The organism is Nocardia sp. NPDC055029 (assembly GCF_053608525.1).
In genome coordinates this window covers 359,913-377,830 of the sequence record NZ_JBSGVQ010000001.1, presented here as the reverse complement: position 1 = coordinate 377,830, position 17,918 = coordinate 359,913, and the positions used below count along the sequence as shown (strand labels likewise).

General features: G+C 69.9%; 15 protein-coding genes. 4 read left to right on the top strand and 11 right to left on the bottom strand.

Annotated features, from left to right (window positions below):
• Nucleotides 1-34 precede the first annotated feature (34 nt).
• The 5 genes from ACWF9G_RS01420 to ACWF9G_RS01400 all read right to left on the bottom strand — a co-directional run bounded on the left by ACWF9G_RS01420 (nt 35) and on the right by ACWF9G_RS01400 (nt 5,806).
• Nucleotides 35-469, bottom strand: coding sequence for a type II toxin-antitoxin system VapC family toxin (locus ACWF9G_RS01420; protein ID WP_379303502.1), 435 nt, complete (start codon nt 467-469; stop codon nt 35-37).
• A complete protein-coding gene (locus tag ACWF9G_RS01415; protein ID WP_452512806.1) occupies nt 466-708 on the bottom strand; it encodes a ribbon-helix-helix protein, CopG family in 243 nt (80 codons plus the stop codon). Before ACWF9G_RS01415 ends, ACWF9G_RS01420 begins: the two co-directional genes overlap by 4 nt.
• 39 nt (nt 709-747) lie before the next feature.
• A complete protein-coding gene (locus ACWF9G_RS01410) occupies nt 748-1,749 on the bottom strand; it encodes a M48 family metalloprotease (protein ID WP_452512804.1) in 1,002 nt (333 codons plus the stop codon).
• Nucleotides 1,750-1,828: 79 nt separating this feature from the next.
• Nucleotides 1,829-5,284: an error-prone DNA polymerase gene (locus ACWF9G_RS01405; RefSeq protein ID WP_452512802.1), complete on the bottom strand. Its 3,456-nt coding sequence runs from the start codon at nt 5,282-5,284 to the stop codon at nt 1,829-1,831.
• Between the two features lie 66 nt (nt 5,285-5,350).
• A complete protein-coding gene (locus tag ACWF9G_RS01400) occupies nt 5,351-5,806 on the bottom strand; it encodes a hypothetical protein (protein ID WP_379038665.1) in 456 nt (151 codons plus the stop codon).
• Between the two features lie 131 nt (nt 5,807-5,937).
• Between ACWF9G_RS01400 and ACWF9G_RS01395 the strand changes: the two genes are divergently transcribed.
• Together ACWF9G_RS01395 and ACWF9G_RS01390 are read left to right on the top strand one after the other, a co-directional pair.
• The gene (locus ACWF9G_RS01395) at nt 5,938-6,909 is read left to right on the top strand and encodes an SDR family NAD(P)-dependent oxidoreductase (RefSeq protein WP_452512800.1); all 972 of its coding nucleotides are present in this window, start codon (nt 5,938-5,940) and stop codon (nt 6,907-6,909) included.
• 122 nt (nt 6,910-7,031) lie between these two features.
• On the top strand, nt 7,032-8,249 hold the full coding sequence (locus ACWF9G_RS01390; protein WP_452512798.1) for a TIR domain-containing protein: 1,218 nt from the start codon (nt 7,032-7,034) through the stop codon (nt 8,247-8,249).
• Here the strand turns inward: ACWF9G_RS01390 and ACWF9G_RS01385 are convergent, their stop codons facing one another.
• The 4 genes from ACWF9G_RS01385 to ACWF9G_RS01370 all read right to left on the bottom strand — a co-directional run bounded on the left by ACWF9G_RS01385 (nt 8,250) and on the right by ACWF9G_RS01370 (nt 12,831).
• A complete protein-coding gene (locus ACWF9G_RS01385; protein WP_452512796.1) occupies nt 8,250-9,143 on the bottom strand; it encodes a DUF4231 domain-containing protein in 894 nt (297 codons plus the stop codon). It abuts the gene before it with no gap.
• A 113-nt stretch (nt 9,144-9,256) separates the two neighbouring features.
• On the bottom strand, nt 9,257-10,216 hold the full coding sequence (locus ACWF9G_RS01380) for a sucrase ferredoxin (RefSeq protein WP_452512794.1): 960 nt from the start codon (nt 10,214-10,216) through the stop codon (nt 9,257-9,259).
• A 196-nt stretch (nt 10,217-10,412) separates the two neighbouring features.
• Nucleotides 10,413-11,984: a DNA polymerase Y family protein gene (locus tag ACWF9G_RS01375; protein ID WP_452512791.1), complete on the bottom strand. Its 1,572-nt coding sequence runs from the start codon at nt 11,982-11,984 to the stop codon at nt 10,413-10,415.
• A gap of 97 nt (nt 11,985-12,081) precedes the next feature.
• Nucleotides 12,082-12,831, bottom strand: a complete 750-nt coding sequence (locus tag ACWF9G_RS01370; RefSeq protein ID WP_452512789.1) for a hypothetical protein — start codon at nt 12,829-12,831, stop codon at nt 12,082-12,084.
• A 211-nt stretch (nt 12,832-13,042) separates the two neighbouring features.
• Between ACWF9G_RS01370 and ACWF9G_RS01365 the strand changes: the two genes are divergently transcribed.
• On the top strand, nt 13,043-14,176 hold the full coding sequence (locus ACWF9G_RS01365) for a serine/threonine-protein kinase (protein WP_379303522.1): 1,134 nt from the start codon (nt 13,043-13,045) through the stop codon (nt 14,174-14,176).
• Here ACWF9G_RS01365 and ACWF9G_RS01360 read toward each other — a convergent pair whose 3' ends face one another.
• Nucleotides 14,177-14,818: a response regulator gene (locus ACWF9G_RS01360; protein WP_379303524.1), complete on the bottom strand. Its 642-nt coding sequence runs from the start codon at nt 14,816-14,818 to the stop codon at nt 14,177-14,179.
• An 85-nt stretch (nt 14,819-14,903) separates the two neighbouring features.
• Nucleotides 14,904-16,292, bottom strand: coding sequence for a PspC domain-containing protein (locus tag ACWF9G_RS01355; RefSeq protein ID WP_379303645.1), 1,389 nt, complete (start codon nt 16,290-16,292; stop codon nt 14,904-14,906).
• Between the two features lie 981 nt (nt 16,293-17,273).
• Between ACWF9G_RS01355 and ACWF9G_RS01350 the strand changes: the two genes are divergently transcribed.
• Entirely contained in the window at nt 17,274-17,903 is a 630-nt protein-coding gene (locus tag ACWF9G_RS01350) for an MspA family porin (RefSeq protein ID WP_452512786.1), read from the top strand.
• Nucleotides 17,904-17,918 lie beyond the last annotated feature (15 nt).

Sequence of the window (17,918 nt, the reverse complement as noted above, 5' to 3'; positions counted from 1 at the left end):
CGTAATGCGCCGACGCCGCGAGCGGGCCCAGCAGCTAGAGGTCGGCGGGGAGAATGCGAAACGCGTCGACACCGGGTGTGAGCGGTTCGATCGCGCGGAAGTCGCGCTGGTCCAGGGTGAAGATGCAGTTGGTCCGGTACTTGTCGGCCAGGGCGACGCCGACCGAGTCGGCGAGGTCCAGCCGAAGACCCTCGTACTTGGCCCGGATGAGCTGGGCCGCAGCTAGATCGACATGCTTGAGCTCGGCGAGCCGGTAGCGCCCGTCGAGCATGCGGGCCATCAGTGCTTCGGTGACCTGCATCGCCGCCTCGAAACCGAGATCGCGGTGCACGAGGTGGTCCAGCTCGGTCAAGACGAGCGGTGAGATCACCAGGGTCTCGGACGCCATGACCGCGAGCGCCTGTTCATGCTCGGGCTGATCGGCATCGAACGCGGCGAACAGAGCGGAAGTGTCGGCGACGATGATCATCGACGAGCCGACCGCGACTTGATGTGGTCGTAGATCGCCTGATCCATCTCGTCGGCGGTGCGGGCCCGGCCGCTGCGGAATACCGGCAAGGGCGCGTCGTTCTTGGGCACCTCGGAAGTGTCGAGCAACATGGCGATCCCCCGTCGAATGAGTTCAGCCTTGCTGACCCCGGTCGCGGCAGCTTCGGCATCGAGCCGGACCTCCAACTCCTCGGGGAGGTACACGGTCGTCTTGATCATGCCACATATGGTACCACCCGTAAATCAGGAAACCGCAGCTCAGCGGGTTCGGTGGGCGTAGCGGTCGAGTTCGGCGAGACGGTCGTCGAGGTGGGGGTGGGTGGCGAGCAAGGCGGGGACCTCGGTGGCGTTGGCGGTGGAGCCGGGGACCTTCGAACGGTCGTACACGAGTTGCAGGACGAAGCGGAAGTCGTCGAGGTAGCCGAGGTCGACGACAACGCGGTCGGCCAGGTATTCGAGGCGTCGGGACAGCCGGGGCCGGGTCACCAGCTGGGTAGCGGCCAGGGCCAGGGCGAGTGCGGAGCCCCAGGGGCCGAGGAGGAGGGCGAGCGCCGCGAAGAGCAGGCAGGCGGCGGTGCCGTAGGCCAGGACGGCCGGGGCGACGAGCAGCGTGGTCGCGGCGGCCGCGCCGAGAGAGGAGTAGCGCAGGGCGGCGAGCACGTGGTTCGAGAGTCGCAACAGGCGCGGGTGCAACCGGGCCATCACCCGGTCCGCCGGCGCGAAAACAGCGCGTACCAGCAACTCGAAGGGCCACCGATACCACCGGATCACCGACCGCCGGGTGGCGGTGTCCTGCAGGCGATGTCCGAGCTCGTGGGCGATCAGCGCTTCGAGCTGACGCTCGGTGCACGCCTCGACGGCGGACCGGGTGACACTGACATAGCCGCTGGCGTTGACGGCTCCGTTGACGGCATCGGAATGCATGACCCACACCGTGGTCGAGGCGGCGGGCAGACCGGCGGCATCGGTGACATTCGCCCACGCGCGATTCACCCGGTCGTGTTCGTCCGGCAGGTTCCGTTCGGACGACAGCGCCATCGCCCCCAGCATGAGCCGTTGCCAGCCGAGCACCACCGGACCCGACGCAGCCCACAGCACGGCGACCAGCACCGCGGCCCAGTTCGCCAGCAGCGCCGCGGTTCCCACCAGCAGCCAACCGCTCAGCACGAGCGATGGCAGCGATGCCAGCAGATCCGCCACGGCCCAGTGGTAGCCCTGCCGGTAGGTCACCGACAGTGTGTTCAGTTCGGAGTGCGCCATGTGGCCCCCACGATTCGATGCTCCACTTCCCTTGATACCGCAGCGACTCCCGGATGTCCGGTATCGATTCGGCAGTGGTTCAGCGGAAGTCGCGGGAGCGGGCGGCGATGGTGAGGTCGAGGTGTTCGAGGTGGTCGGCGAGGACACTGGCCGCGCCCTCGGCGTTCTGGACGCGGCCGCGGATCAGCAGGGCGGTGGCGTTCTGGGCCAGGCGGCGGTAGCGGGCCCAGAGGCCGACCGAACAGACGACATTGACCATGCCGGTCTCGTCTTCCAGGTTGAGGAAGGTGACGCCCGCCGCGGTGGCCGGGCGCTGGCGATGGGTGACGGCGCCCGCGACCAGGATGCGGGTGCCGTCTTCGACGAGCAGCAGGTCGGCGGCGGGGACGACGCCGAGCGAGTTCAGGTGCGCGCGCAGGAATTCGGTGGGATAGCTGCCGGGTGAGATGCCGCTGGCCCAGACGTCGGCGGCGGCGAGTTCGAGCGCGCTCATGCCGGGCAGCGACGGCGCGACGGTCGCCGGACCGGTGCCGGGCAGCAGGGTGGGACGCTCGCCTGCCGCGGCGCCCGCGGCCCACAGTGCGGCCCTGCGCACGCTGCTACCGCGGTCGTCGACCAGGGTGTCCAGGGCGCCTGCGGTGGCGAGCGATTCCGCCTGCGCGACGGTCAGTTCCACCCGGCCGGTCAGGTCGAGCATCGAGGAGTACCGGCCCGCTGCGGTGCGCTCGGCGACGATGCGGTCGGCGAGATCGGTGCCGATGTGGCGGACGCCGGACAGGCCGAGCCGGATCTCGGTGCCCGTGTTCTCCAGGGTGGGTTCGGCGCGGCTGGCATTGATGTCGGGGCCGTGCACGCGCACACCGTGGCGGCGGGCGTCGGCGACCAGCGACTGCGGCGAGTAGAACCCCATCGGCTGGGCGCGCAGCAGTCCCGCGCAGAACGCGGCCGGATGGTGCAGCTTGAACCAGGCCGAGTAGAACACGATCGAGGCGAAGCTCTGCGAATGGCTTTCCGGGAAGCCGAAATTGGCGAAGGCGTAGAGCTTCTCGTAGATGCGATCCGCGACCGCGCCGGTGATCCCGTGCAGCTCACGCATGCCTTCGTAGAGACGGCCTTTCAGCCGTTCCATCTTCTCCGGCGAGCGCTTGGAGCCCATCGCCCTGCGCAGCTGATCGGCTTCGGCGGGGGTGAACCCGGCGACGTCGACGGCCATCTGCATCAGCTGTTCCTGGAAAAGCGGGACGCCGAGGGTGCGTTCGAGCGAATTCTCCAGCGCCGGATGGTCGTAGACGACCGGCTCTTTCCTGTTACGTCTGCGGATGTAGGGATGCACAGAGCCGCCCTGGATGGGTCCGGGCCGGATCAACGCCACCTCGACCACCAGGTCGTAGAAGGTGCGCGGCTTCAGACGCGGCAGTGTCGCCATCTGCGCGCGCGACTCCACCTGGAACACCCCGATCGAGTCGGCGCGCTGCAACATCTCGTAGACGCCCGGTTCGGCGAGGTCGAGCGCGTGCAGTTCGACCGTCTCGCCTTTGTGCTCGCGCACCAGGTCGATCATGTAGTGCAGCGCCGAGAGCATGCCGAGGCCGAGCAGGTCGAACTTGACCAAACCGACCGCGGCGCAATCGTCCTTGTCCCACTGCAGGACACTGCGCCCCGCCATCCGCGCCCACTCCACCGGGCACACGTCGGCGATCGGCCGATCGCAGATCACCATGCCGCCGGAGTGGATGCCCAGATGCCGTGGCAGGCCGTCGAGTTCACCGGCGAGCTCGAGCACCGGCGCCGGGATATCGGTGCCCGTCTCCGCCGAGACCCCGGACCAGCGGCTCACCTGCTTGCTCCACGCGTCCTGCTGACCCGGCGAGAAGCCAAGTGCCCGTGCGGCATCGCGCACCGAGGACTTACCGCGATAGGTGATCACATTGGCCACCTGCGCGGCGTAGTCGCGGCCGTACTTGGCGTAGACGTGCTGGATGGCCTCCTCGCGCCGGTCCGATTCGATGTCGACGTCGATATCGGGCGGCCCGTCGCGCTCCGGTGAGAGGAACCGTTCGAACAGCAGTTTGTTGCCCACCGGGTCCACATTGGTGATGCCGATGGCGTAGCAGACCGCGGAGTTGGCCGCCGAGCCCCGGCCCTGGCACAGGATGTCGTTGTCCTTGCAGAACCTGACGATGTCGTGCACCACCAGGAAGTAGCCGGGAAAGGTCATCTTCTCGATCACCGCGAGCTCGTGCTCGATCTGCCGGTACGCCTGCGGGTTCCGCTCCGGTGGGCCGTAGCGCTCGGCGGCGCCGCGCAGCGTCAGCTCGCGCAGCCACGAGTCCTCGTCATGCCCGGCCGGCACGTCGAACGGAGGCAACTTCGGGGCGATCAGGCGCAGGTCGAACGCGCATTCCCGGGCCAGGGTCACGGCATTGGCCACCGCCTGTGGATGGTCGGCGAACAGCCGCGCCATCTCCGCGCCCGAGCGCAGATGCGCACCGCCGGTCGGCGCGAGCCAGCCCGCCATCTCGTCGAGGCTGCTCCTCGACCGGATCGCGGCCAGCGCCATCGCGCGACGGCGCTGGGACGGGCTTGCGAAGTGCGCACCGGTGGTGGCCAGGACCGGCAGACCGAGGCGATCGGCGAGTGCGATCAGAGACGCGTTGCGTTCGTCGTCGGTGGCGATGCCGTGATGGGTGAGTTCGACGCCGACCCGGTTGTCGCCGAAGCGTTCGATCAGATCACGCAGGGCCGCTTCGGCTTTCGGTAGGTTTGTCGCGCCCTCGCGCAGATCCCGCTCCAGCGCGCTGCGCAGGTGGCCCTTCCGGCAGCCGGTGAGGATGTGCCAGTGTCCGCCCGCCGTCGCGGTGAGCGTGTCGAAGTCGTAGCGCAGCACGCCCTTCTCGCCCGCGGCCATGTGCGCGGCGGCCATCTCCCTCGACAGGCGTCGATAGCCTTCTTCACCGCGCGCCAGGACCAGCAGGTGCGGGCCGCGCGGATCGGGAGAACCGGTGCGCGGCACGGAATCCGGGGCACCGACATGGCCGATCGCGTCGCTGTCCGCCGCGATGCCCGCGATATCGGCACGCAGGCCGCCGCGAGGAACAGAACGGCGCCTGACCGCATCCCCTCGGCCAGGCGCCGCCTCCGCATCGGTTCCCAGTGACAGTTCGGCACCGAAAACCGTTGGCATTCCCCATTCTCTGGCCGCCTCGGCGAACCGGACGGTCCCGTAGAACCCGTTGTGGTCGGTGAGCGCGAGCGCCGACAACCCCAGGCGCACCGCCTCCTCCACCAGCTCCTCCGGCTGACTCGCGCCGTCGAGGAAGCTGTAGGCGGAGTGGGCGTGCAGCTCGGCGTAGGGCACCGCCGACGTGGTGGGCGGTGCGATCGAATCCGCTTCGTAGGCACCGCGTTTGCGCGACCACGCCGGACTGTCGCCGCCGTCGCCCGGATGCATGTCCGCCGCCGGGCGACGGCTCGGCTTGCCCGAGAGCACCCGCTCCAGTTCCGACCAGGTCGGCGGACCGTTGCTCCAGCCCACGCGCCCTCTCCTCTCACGACCCCCGCATCACATCCACCTCCCGCTCGGTCGCGTTTGCCCGACCCCTCAACTCGCGGGCAACCGCTCCATCGACCGCGATTCCAGCGCGGCCTCCACATGACCGAGACCCGACCGGATCACCGCGCCGTAGGCATCGTTGGCGAGCACGTCCAGGTGCCCGCGCGCGATGGCCAGCTGCATCCGCGCCATCTCGAAGTCACCGACCCGGCGGTGACTGTCGGCCAGGTTCAGATACAGCGAGGGCAGGAACCCGCGCAGCCCCTCGTCCAGCGGGATGCCGGGCCCGAACACCGCGCCGAGCGCCCGCTGATCCCAGAGCAGCGCGCCCTCCGGCAACTCCTGCACATCCGCCAGGTGATGTGCGATCACGCAGCGATGCAACGGGTCGCCGCCTTCCCCTACCTCGTCCCAGAGCCTGGTCAGCGCCGCGCGCGCCGCATCCGGGTCGCCACCGCCGAGCCGCACCGCGGCATAGATATCCGCCATCCGATCGTCCGCCATGGGCAAAGTATCGCACATACGTTCGAACATTGGCGAGAGGGGTTCGAACATATTTTCGAGTTTCTTGCCAGCTCTGGTCCCGGAACTTACTTTGGAGTAAGTTCGAGGGAACGAGCTGCAAAGGAGCAGTGATGTCACAGGTTTCTCCCGGTGCACAGGGTCGTCGCGGTCGGCGACGGATCGATCTGACCGGCAGTCATGTCGTGATCACGGGCGCGTCGTCCGGGATCGGGCGCGCCGCCGCGCTGGCGGTCGCCGACAAGGGCGCCGTCCTGTTCCTCCTCGCCCGCCGCGGTGACGAACTGGCCGCCGTGGTCACCGAGATCACCGACGCGGGCGGGCAGGCCTACGGCTATCAGTGCGATGTCACCGACGCCGAATCCGTCGAGTCGACCGTCAAGGCGATCCTCGATCAGCACGGTCACGTGGACATGCTGGTGAACAACGCGGGCCGCTCCATCCGGCGCGCCATCCACCGCTCCACCGACCGCATCCACGACTTCGAACGCACCATGGCGGTCAACTACTTCGGTGCGCTGCGGATGACGCTCGCCCTGCTGCCGCAGATGCGCGAACGCGGCTTCGGCCACATCGTCAACATCTCCAGCGCCGGCGTCCAGGTCGCCACCCCGCGCTTCTCCGCCTACCTCGCCAGCAAGGCGGCCCTGGACAAGTTCGCCGAGGTAGCCGCCATCGAAACCCTCGCCGACGGCGTCACTTTCACCACCATCCATATGCCGTTGGTGCGCACCCCGATGATCGCTCCCAGCGGCGACCAGGGCCCCGCCGAGTCACCGGAATGGGCCGCGGCCACCATCGTCCGCGCCCTCACCGAACGCCCCAAGCGCATCGACGTCCCCCTCGGCACCTTCGCCGAATACGGCGCCTTGTTCACCCCCAAACTCCACGCCCGCCTCATGCACCGCTACTACCGCGCACTCCCGGACTCCCCCGCGGCCAAAGGCGAATCGGCCGACCCCGCCGAAGAGCCCGCGAAACCCCCACTCCCCCACCGTGAACCGAAGCCGAAGTCGCCCGCCCGCAAAGCCACCGGCAACGCCCTCCGCCGCGCCGCCCGCTGGATACCTGGCACGCACTGGTGACCAGAGCGAACCCACGGTACGGCTGACAGGGGGTAGCGCCTGAGGAATAATCGCATCAGCCGTTCGTGCGTCATCGTCGACCACACGGGTGAGATCCGGTTGCCTGGAAAGTATCCGAGGGTATGGAACGCTATCGAATCTTCATCAGCTACCGACGGGACGATACGCAGCACTTCGTCAGTCGGCTGCGCGCGACCTTCAGCAAGGAACTCCCGGACGACCTGGCGTTCTTCGACCGGGATTCGATCGACGGCGGTGTTCCGTTCCGGGAGGCGATCACCCGGGCCATCGCCGGGTCGTCGGTGGTGGTCGTGGTCATCGCCTCGGAGTGGCTCAGCCCACGCAACAGAAGCCGATTGCAGGCACCCGACGACCCGGTGCGGGAGGAGATCGAGACCGCACTGCGCCTCGGCAAGACGGTTCTCCCCCTGCTCGTGGACGATGCCAGACTGCCGCAGGCGAACGAGCTGCCGCCGAGCATGCGGGAACTGCTCGAGAAGAACGCTGCCAGAATACGATCCGACGTATACGACGACGACGCGGATCGGCTGGTACGCATCGTCGACGGGCTCATCGCTCAATCGGTGCCCGATCGCCAGGTCAGTAGCGGTGTCGTCTTCCCCGATACCGGCGAGAACGCCAGTACGCATCTGAACCTGATGATCGCCGGCATCGTGATTCCGCTCTTCGTCTGGTTCGTGTTCCGGGTGCACGGCGAGCTGCGCGAGCTGCTGTCCGTGCTGTTCGGCGGATCGGTGATCGCCGGGTATTTCTATGTTCGCAGCCGAGGCGACCAGCTGGTGATCGACGTCAGCGGCATCGAGATCCGCCGGGTCGGCATCATTCACCGCTTCCCCTGGAGCGAAATCGACAGACTCGACACGCATTCCACGAAGAAGAACGTATTCCTCGTCGCCCGCCGCGCCGGTGACCGGCTGCAGGAGAAATACGGTCGGGCCGACAGGTGGCCACGATGGGACACTGCGTCCGGGCATTTGATCATTTGTGATCTGAAGGTCGAAGCGAGCCGTAACACAGGCGGAAAAGACGGTGGATCGATCACCTTCACCACCGACCGATACTCCGGTGGCACCGATTCGCGGGTGCTGGACGCGGCCAAACGATACAAACCCATCGGTGGATTCGGCGGCCTCCGTCCGCCCGGGGAGATGATCCCGAGAGAGGTGGAACAACACCCCTGGATCGGTGTCGCGGCGGCTGTCGTGCTGGCCGTTGTGGTGACGCTGGTCGCCCTGTCTGTCGCTCGCTCGACGGATACTCCGTCATCCTCGAACCGGATATTCGGTGCGACATCGTCCGAGATCTCCAGCGACCTCTGACTACAGCCGGTGTCGCGTCGCGAGCCAGACCACGTGCTCGCGGCTGATCGCCTCCTCGGCGTCGTCGACCTCCCGGCTCCACGCATCCTCCGAATCCGCGAGGAGTAGCTTCGTCTCGGCACTCGACAGATCGGTGCAGGCCGCCGAATACGCGCGGGCGAGCGAGTCGTGCTGCTTCGCCTCGGTCCAGGCGACCGCGGCTCCGGCGATCATCGCCAGCGCGGGGCCGAGCATCAGGCTGCTCTGCACCACGGCGGTGGCCAAGGACGCTGTGGCACCGGTGAATTCCAGGCCGAACAGCGCCATCCGCCATTGGTTCGACCGTCGTTTGTTGTATCGCGATTTAGCCGCGTACCACTGCTGCTGATCGTGTACTCGCGCTTCGAGGTAGGTTCGCTTGCGGTCGTCCAGCGAGGTCGCGCGCTGCTCCCGCATCCACGCCGACACCTGCGAAGCGGCGACCGGCGACAGTTCCAGATCGGAGAATTGACCGCTGAGCCCGCGAAGCTTCTCGACGAGCCCGAGCGTCGCCTCGTTGACCGGCATCGCGATCGGGAAGGGCAGCCCGCCGACGGCGTACTTCCAGGCCAGCGTCTTCGCCGACTCGGCGACGGCGCGACCGTCGTACCACGCCTTGTCCGGTCGGTGCCGCCACAGCGAGGACTCCTCGATGATCGCGCCGACGAAAGCCAGCATCCCGACCAGCCCCATGACATCGAGGCGCCCGTTGCCCACCCGCCACGTGACGATCCCGGCGGCAGCGGCGACCACGAGAAACAGCAGCCGGCGACGAACACCGCCGACGTAGGCACGTTGCCCCTCGCGCGAGGCGGCATCGGATGCCTGGAAGAGCTGCGGCATCGATGAGTCGGAAACCCTTGCAGGAGCTGCCATTACCCCATCATCCCCCACATTCGCCGGTCGCGCCGCAACACGTGACCACTGCACGGAAGTCACCTGTCGATCGACCACCGCCCACAACGCGGACTGCTAGGCGTCGCCGGGGTTCACGACCTCGCCGTCAGCCCGCCGGATCGTTCGGCCAGGTCGGCAGGTAGGGCCGGGAGTTGTTCCACCGCAGCCGGTTCCAGGTAGGTGGCGGGCTTGGGGGCGGCGCCGCAGCTCGCCTGGCGTGGGGCGGCGGCGACGGTGCGGGCGGTGACGCGCCAGCGGCGGCCGTCGCGGTGGGTGACGATGGCGGCGCCAGCGAGGGCAGGGGCGTCGGTGGGGACAGGCTCGGGGACGACGGTGAGGGCGTCGCCGGGTACCGGCGGGAGCTGTTCACGGACAGCGACTTCGGCGAGCTGGGCGATCGGGTCGTAGCAGCTGCGCCCGCGCAGGCCGGTCAGCGAGACGGCGTCGGTGTCGGCGGCGGCGAGCAGGGCCTCGGCGGCGGCGGAGTCGACGCGGCCGTAGGTGAGGCCGGACGGGAGCAGGACCACGGCGGGGGCGAAGCGGTGGCCGCCGGTGTGCGAGGCCTCCCAGACGCGGCCGGGGTTGGCGGCGGCCAGCGCGGCGGCGATCGGGCGGCCGAGCAGGGCGCAGCACTGGTCGCGTTTGCCGTGCGCGCAGACCAAGACCAGCGGATCGTCCACTCGCACACCGATTCCCGGTGGTGGGCCGTCGACGAGGTGCAGGTCGATGTCGAAGAGCTGGCGCAGGTCGGTGATCTCGAAGCGCTCGCACCAGGAGCCCTCGGGACGCGAGCTGACCAGCAGGACGGTGCGGGTGCCGCTGAACTCGTTGCGGCCGGGGCGGCGGATCAGTGTCGGGCGGACCTTGGCCGCCGTGGTGCGCGCCGCCAGTTCGGCGGTGATCTCCGGGCCGAGCACCTCGTCGCCGATCACGTCGCGACCCCAGGCGCCAGGATGCTCGATGCACAACCAGCCGGTGACGTGGGTCGCGGTGCCGGGCAGCGGGAGGTCGGCCGCGGCAGTCGAGCACAGCATGCCATCGAACGGGTTCATGACGCTCCCTCCGGGTCGATCCGTCCGGCCGATCCGGAACAGGCGTCGTTTCACTGTAGAACCGGCGCGGGGTTCGGTGGTGAAGCGCCCTGCGACCTGGCTGTGAGCTGGGGCTTCGGCGGGCAGACCGGCACGCTGCCGGAGTGTCGGCGGCCCACATCGCGGATTCGTCCCGCCACCGCGCGTGCTGCCTGCCTCATTCGTAGACGCCCTCCGCATGCCAGGCAGCGGCGTCGTAGACGAGCAGGACGGCCCTGATCTCGGTCGGTTCGGCGTCGAGCTGGACCTGGGCACGGGCCGCGGGACCCGCCTGTTCGGCGGCGGCCCACCAGCGCTCGTCCACCGGCCACGGGCCCGCCCAGCCGAGCAGCGCCCACTGCCTGCGGCCCCAGTGCAGGCGGACCGGGTCGGCGGTGAACAGGCCGCGGTCGGTGACCTCGACGGCGGTGCCGTCGGCGGCGGTCAGGTGCACGGTGGGGCGGTGCAGGAGCAGCAGGGTCGGCGCCGGTTCGGGGAGCCTGCCCGGCCAGGGCTGGGACGGGTCGGCGGCCGGGGTGAGCTCGTCGCCGAGGGCGATCATGGTGATGCGTTCGGCCGGACCGCGGCCGCCGCTGAGCACCCCGACGCGCACCGCCTCGCCACCGAGCAGACCCTGCACCCGGACCAGCGCGCGGCGGGCGCGTTCGGTCTCCTCACCCTCCCCGCCCCACAGCCCGAGCTGCAGCGCGCCTGCGGCGACCACCTCGACCGGCTCCAGGCGCAGCACGACGATCGGGGCGGTCGGCCGGTCGCGGTGGGTGAGCCAACCGTCGAGTTGCCAGCGGATGCGGTCGGCGGTGTCGGGTGGGGTGAGCGGGCGGGCGCAGCGCCAGATGCGGGAGAGCTCCTCCCCCGCCTCCGTGCGCGCGGTGACGGCGAGGCGGGTACAGGCGACACCGGCGGCGGTGAGGGCGGTGTGCAACCGGGTCGCGAGGGTGCGGCCAGCGAACGCGGCGGCGTCGACGCGATCGATCGGCGGATCGCAGTTGAGTTCGACGCTCAGTTCCGGCGGTGGTTGCCGCGCCGACGGCGGACGCTCCGGCAGTGCCCGGGCGAGGCGATGGGCCAGAACCGCGTCGGCGCCGAAGCGGGAGGCGACGTCGGCGGGGGTGAGCCGGGCGAAGTCACCGACGCGGCGTAATCCCAAGCGGTGCAACAGGTCGACCAGCTCGGCGCGTTCCGGTGGGGCAAGGGCCGGTTCGGCGGCCAGCTCGGCCACCGGCAGCGGCGCCAGGTAGCGGGCGCCCTCGTCCACCGGCACGATCGCGGCGCGGCGGGCAGCGAGCACCGCGGTCGACATGGCGTCGGCGATGCCGATCTGCGCCTCGGCGCCCGCCACCGCCACGGCATCGATGAGCCGCACGGCCGCCGCTTCCTCGGAGCCGAAGAACCGTGTGGCACCGCGTGCTCCGAGGACAAGGAGTCCTGGGCGCAGTACTTCGACACCGGGTACGGTCGCGTCGACCGCACCGGCGACCGGTTCGAACAGGCGCGCATCGCGGTCCGGATCATGCTGGGCGACAATCAGTTCGGGGCAGCGTGATTGCGCTTCCCTGCGGGTCACGCCTTCTCGCACACCCTCGGCCCTGGCGATCGCCGAGCACGACACCACCCGATTTCCGTGCAGCACCGCCACGGGACGATCCGCGGGCACCCCGGCCGCCGCTGCCGCCGCCACCGCGGGCCAGTCGGGGCACAGCAGCGCCAGGACACGCTCTCCGCGTGTCATCGCCGACCACCGGCATGGATTCGAACACCATCGACTGACGTGGGCGGCAGCGTCGGGCAGGCGATCGGCGCCTGACCGGATGGCCACCGCCGGGCGGTCACGACACGGCCTCCCTGAGGTCGACCACCTCGCGGGTCTCCGCTTCGCGCGCAAGCCATTCGGTACGACCGGCCTGGGCGCACAGGTCGATGCGGCCGTGTCGGGGTGGGCCAGCCTTGGCGCTGACGCGCACGTCCAGGCAGACCGAACGCAGCCGACCGCGGCCCGCGCCGAGTCCGCGGTAGCCGGTGACGCGAGTGTCCAGGCGCAGCGACGGATTGGTCCAGGTGCCACCCGCGACGACCAGGGTGGCGCCGCGGTTGCGGGCGCGGGCGGCGAGGACCCGGCAGCGGGCGGGCGGGACGGCGAGGCCGCCGAGGCCGAGGACCACCAGGTCGAGCCCGTCGAGCAGGACGGCGGCCACTTCGGCCGGATCGGGGCCTGGGTCGGCGATCACCGCCAGCCGGGACAGCTGGGCGCCCATCTCGGCGGCGGCCAGCAAACCAAGCCGGGGCAGGCCGACCACCGCGGCGTGACCGCCGTCGCCGGTCACCGCGGCGAGCAGACCCGAGAGCATCGAGTGCGCGCCGGAGTAGGCGACCACGGCGCCTTTGGGCAGTCCGCCGTCGGGCAGCAGTTCGGCCAGCGGTCCAGGCACCGGCAGCAGATCGCGACTTAGTGGCTGCTCATGCGGTATGTGACCGGTGGCGGACTCGCCGCGTCCCGGCACCGACGCCATCCGACGGCGCAAGTCGTCGAGCGTGCGCTCACGGGCCGCCACCTCGGGCGACAACGCATCCGAACCCATCAACACCACCTACTTCCACGATGGACCCGCGAGCGGAGAACCGCCCAGCGCTGGAACGGCAGCACCGTTTCAGCTATCGATCGTATTCGAATATACGTTCGATGACGACCAGGGTGACACCCACCCCCTTCCCGTGTCCACAGCGGGGCCCCTTATACCCGCGCGCCGTGATACCGGCCAGTCATCGGCATATTCGACTACCCTCGCACCCGTGACCGAACGTGCTCGTCCCCATATCGGCCCCGACTACCTCGTCGCGGGCCGCTACCGCCTGCAGTCGAAATTGGGCGGCGGTGGCATGGGTGCGGTCTGGCTCGCGACGGACCGGCTGCTGAACCGGGAAGTCGCGATCAAGCAGGTGCTCTCCACGGCAGGCCTCAGCGAGGCCGAGGCCGAGCGAATCCGCAGCAGCATCGTGCACGAGGGCCGGGTGGCGGCCAAGCTGTCGCACGAGCACGCGATCGCCGTCTACGACGTGGTGATCGAGGCGGGCGAACCCTGGCTCGTCATGGAGTACTTACCCTCGCGCAGCGTGGCCAAGGCGCTCGCGCTGGTCGACACGCTGCCCGCGGTCGAGGTCGCCCAGATCGGCGCGCAGGTGGCCGACGCGCTCGCCGCCGCGCATGCCGCGGGCATCGTGCACCGCGACATCAAGCCGGGCAATATCCTCGTCGCCGATCGCGGTCCCGATCTCGGCAAGGCCAAGCTCAGCGACTTCGGCATCTCCCGCGGCGCGGGTGACACCCATGGCGACGACCCCGAGGGCACCATCACCGGCACCCCCGCCTACCTGCCGCCCGAGGTGGCCCGCGGCGCCAAGCCGACCGAGGCCAGCGACGTGTTCTCCCTAGGCGCGACGCTCTACACCGCGCTCGAGGGCCAGCCGCCGTTCGGTTTCGACGAGGACGAGAACGACGTCGTCACCAGGGCCGCGATGGGCCGGATCATTCCGCCGACCCGCTGCGGCATCCTCACCCAGCCGCTGCTGCACATGCTCGAGCCTGCGCCGCAGCGCCGCCCGACGATGGCCCAGGCCCGCGACGAGATCCTCACCGCGGCTTTCGGGCCGGGCACCGCCGCCTACATCCTCGGTGTTCCGCTGCGCACCGAGGACGGCACCATTCCCTCCTGGGCTGCCCGCAACTCCGCCAGCGGCCTGCGCAGCCCCCACTCCGCACCGCTGCCGCGCCCCCAGCGCGCACCGCTGTCCGCCCCGCCCGCGCCGCAGCAACAGCGCAGCGGCAGCTTCGTGGACAACCTGCCCAACGGCGCACCGCTGGCCATCGGCGCTGGTGTGCTGATCGGGCTGGTCATCCTGATCGCGCTCATCATCGCCGTGATGTGATCACTCGATACGGCGGCGATGCGCCCAGCGGGTCAGGGCGTTGCGATTCGACTGCTGGGTCTTACGGAGCACGTTGGACGCGTGGGTTTCCACCGTCTTCACCGAGATGAACAGGGTTTCGGCGATCTCGCGGTAGGTGTAGCCGCGGGCCAGCAGGCGCAGGACCTCGAGTTCGCGCGGGGTGAGCGAGTCCAGTTCGGGGTCGAGCGGCGGCTCGGGGACCGGGGAGCGGCCGGTGAACGAGTCGAGGACGAAACCGGCCAGGCGAGGGCTGAATACGGCGTCACCACCGGCGACCCGGCGGATGCCGTCGGCCAGTTCGGCGCCGGAGATGGTCTTGGTGACATACCCGCGCGCGCCCGCCCTGATCACCGCGATCACGTCCTCGGCGGCATCGGACACACTCAGCGCCAGGCACACCGGGCCCTCGGCGATCCCGGTCAGCACCGCGACACCGCCGCCGTCGGGCATGTGCACATCCAGCAGCACCACATCGGGGCGCGCGGCATCGATCCCGGCGATCGCCTCGGCCACCGCACCCGCCTCGCCGACGACCTCCATGTCGGTCTCGCGGCTCAGCTCGGCACGCACCCCCGACCGGAACACCGCGTGATCGTCGACAAGAAACACCCGAACACTCACTGACAGCTCTCCTCATCCCACCCGTGCGATCGACTCGCTCATCGGTACCACAGTTCTCGCGCGGGTTCGCGCGTCGTCACCGCGCTCAGCGCTGCCCTGGCTCGTTGTCGCGCGCTCCTCGACGGGCGGGCCGCGGGTCCGGTCCGCCGACGCCATGGCCGGTCGGGTCGGTGCGCTCGGCGGTCGCGCCGTCGGCGGGCGTGGTCTCGGCGGGCGTGACCTCGTCGATGCTGCCGGAGTCGGTGCGCGGCATGACGATCCGCACTTCGGTGCCGCGGCCGATCGTGGAGTCGATCTCGGCGGTGCCGCCGCGGCGTTCGATCCTGGCGCGGATGGACTTCGCGAGTCCGCGACGGTCGTCGGCCACCTTCGAGACGTCGAAACCGGCGCCGCGGTCGCGGACGAAGATGCTCACCTGATGCGCCTCGGCCTCGGCGAACAGGTCGATGTCGGGGACGCCTGCGTGCTTGGCCGCGTTGACCAGCGCCTCCCTGCTCGCGCCGAGCAGGGCGGTGAAGTGTTCCTTGGGCAGGCCTGCGCCGGTCTCGCCGGGATCCATGGCGACATCGCCGACCGTCACCGGCGTGACCTTCACGCCGTGCTGGTCCTCCACCTCACCCGCGATGGTGCGCAGAGCCGCGGCCAGGCTGGACTGGGCGGGGGCGGTGTCGTCGAACAGCCATTTGCGCAGTTCGCGTTCCTGGCTGCGGGCCAGGCGCAGCACCTCCTGCGGGTCCTCGGCCTGCCGCTGGATCAGCGCGAGGGTCTGCAGCACCGAATCGTGCAGGTGCGAGGCGATCTCCTCGCGTTCCTCGTTGCGGATGCGGGCGCCACGCTCGGCATTGAGCGCGCGGACCATGCGCAGCCACAGCGGCACCGTCAGCAGACCGGCACCGATCAGCGTGACCGCGACCGCGATCAGCGCCGAGCCGAGCGAACTCAGATCGATCCTGGCCAGCACGACCACGCCGAGGCCGACCACGATCAGCGTCGCCCCGGCCACGATCCGCGACCAGGTGACCACCGACGGTCGCGCGGGCAGCCCGAACAGCGCGCGCGGACCCGGCGCGGCGACGTCGTACTCGCGCCAGACCAGCGCGGCGCCGACCGCGATCACGACGATCGGGGCGATCACCCTTGCCGCGGTGCCCTGAAACAGCCACGACACCGTTACCGCCAGACCGAGGCCGAGCAGGGCCAGTCCGATCGCCTGCCTGCGCTCGTCGCCGGTGGGCTTCGCCGCGTCGCTGCCTGCCGGGGTGAAGATCCACAGCAGTCCGTAGGCCACCAGACCAGCGCCTAGCAGCGCGGACAGCAGCACGAACGCCATCCGCACTTTGAACACATCGACGCCGAGATGATCGGCCAGACCACCCGCGACCCCACCGACCACCCGGCCACCGGTCCGGCGAACCAGGCGCGGGGTCTCCGGCATCGGTGCACCGACCGGCTCCGGACCCGGCGCGGGCAACATCCCGGGCCGGTAGCCGCGCGGAACGCCGTACCCCATCGGCGCAGCGGCACCCGGATACGGCCCGTACGCCTGGGCGCCGCGATACGGAGGCTGCGGAGGATACGGCGGCGTCCCGTAGACCGCACGGCCATTGCCGAGCGCGCGCGCTACGAAACGCTGCGGACCCCTCGGCCGGTGCCCACCGCGCGGATCCGCCGCGGCGCCGGGCCCACCCGCACCGCCGAACGGCGCGGCATTGCCGAGCGGCCGGTTTCCACCGTTCGGTGCGAGATGACGGTTGGGCATGACGCCCTGGTTGCGCACGACGTAACCGTCTGGCGTCGCGACCCCGTTAGGCGGGGCATAACCGTTGGGTGGGGCCCCCGAACCGCTCCCGTTCGACGAGCCGAGGCCGCTCGACGTAGCGCTGCCGTTCGGCACGGCATATCTGTTCGACGCGGCTTCGCCGTTCGTCGGGGCACCGTCATGGGACCAAGCGTTTCGGTCCAGGGCGGCATCGCCGAGGGGCGCCTGGTCAGCAAGCCGTGCAGGGTTGCCGTCCGGCGTGGAACTGTCCTTGGCGGTCGGAGCAGGGGGGTGTGGAGCGGCGTTCCCGGCGGTGGCGCCGGACCCCGGTGGGGTGGCGGGCCCCTGGGCGGGGTCGCGGGTGGGAACAGACGGATCCATCCTTCGATACTGGCACGCATGACCCGGTGCCGACATCAGGAAAGTCCCTGATGTCGGCCCCGAAGTGCACGATTCGCCGCCGACCTGGGGTGTGATGTGTCCGGTCCGGACGGAAAGCACGCTCCACCAGGGCATTCGCCGACCTCATCGATCGGCCGAACCGGCGCGCCGCGGCGCCGGACCGGATAACCGGTCACAGCACTCTCACCTGCGATTGTCAGCTCTTCGGCAAGGTGATCATCAGCTCGCGCCAAGGGCGAGTTCCTACGTTGATGTCGAGCCGGAATTCACGGCCTCACTTCAGGGGAGGAAACAGTGAACATCACCACCACCATGCTGGCTGCCACCGCTGTCGCACTGACCACCGTCGGGATCACCCCCGTCGCGTCGGCGACACCGATGGCCCCGCACGAGACGACCTATCACGGGCCCGCCGGCTTCGAGCTGACCCTCGGCCACACCGATCAGTCCTACCGCCACGTGCCCGCGCTCAACGCGATGCCGACCAACCGCGAGGTGTTCCTCGACAACACCGCGTACGTCACGGCGCCGGCCGGGGCGACCGGGACACTCGAGTCGGGCTATCTCGTGGCCTGCGCGGTGGATGTGACGCTGTCGGTCGGGCTGGACGGCGGGATCTCGGTCGGCGCGGGGGCCACCATCGGGTTCGGCTCGTCGGGGCCGGATGCGTCCGCCGATATCGGTCCGTCGATCTCGGCGGGGATGGACCTGAGCCTGTCGCTGGCGCCCGGCGAGATCAAGAAGATCGATGTCGGGAGCATGCCGCTGAGCTCGGGCACCACCTACCTGGTGAACCGCGACTTCCATCTGATGGTCGGCAACTGCGGCGGGCCACTCAACATCTACTCCTGGGCGACCGTCACCGCGACCACACCGGAGGTGAGCGCGACCAACTCGGTCTTCGGGGACACCATGTTCCTCTGACGCGGATCGGGACCC

Bases quoted from the DNA above. Each gene is read 5' to 3' on its own strand.
- ACWF9G_RS01390 (WP_452512798.1), top strand. From the start codon at position 7,032: ATGGAACGCTATCGAATCTTCATCAGCTACCGACGGGACGATACGCAG.
- ACWF9G_RS01400 (WP_379038665.1), bottom strand. From the start codon at position 5,806: ATGGCGGACGATCGGATGGCGGATATCTATGCCGCGGTGCGGCTCGGC.
- ACWF9G_RS01385 (WP_452512796.1), bottom strand. From the start codon at position 9,143: ATGGCAGCTCCTGCAAGGGTTTCCGACTCATCGATGCCGCAGCTCTTC.
- ACWF9G_RS01380 (WP_452512794.1), bottom strand. From the start codon at position 10,216: ATGAACCCGTTCGATGGCATGCTGTGCTCGACTGCCGCGGCCGACCTC.
- ACWF9G_RS01395 (WP_452512800.1), top strand. From the start codon at position 5,938: ATGTCACAGGTTTCTCCCGGTGCACAGGGTCGTCGCGGTCGGCGACGG.
- ACWF9G_RS01420 (WP_379303502.1), bottom strand. From the start codon at position 469: ATGATCATCGTCGCCGACACTTCCGCTCTGTTCGCCGCGTTCGATGCC.
- ACWF9G_RS01370 (WP_452512789.1), bottom strand. From the start codon at position 12,831: ATGGGTTCGGATGCGTTGTCGCCCGAGGTGGCGGCCCGTGAGCGCACG.
- ACWF9G_RS01375 (WP_452512791.1), bottom strand. From the start codon at position 11,984: ATGACACGCGGAGAGCGTGTCCTGGCGCTGCTGTGCCCCGACTGGCCC.
- ACWF9G_RS01410 (WP_452512804.1), bottom strand. From the start codon at position 1,749: ATGGCGCACTCCGAACTGAACACACTGTCGGTGACCTACCGGCAGGGC.
- ACWF9G_RS01355 (WP_379303645.1), bottom strand. From the start codon at position 16,292: ATGTTGCCCGCGCCGGGTCCGGAGCCGGTCGGTGCACCGATGCCGGAG.
- ACWF9G_RS01415 (WP_452512806.1), bottom strand. From the start codon at position 708: ATGATCAAGACGACCGTGTACCTCCCCGAGGAGTTGGAGGTCCGGCTC.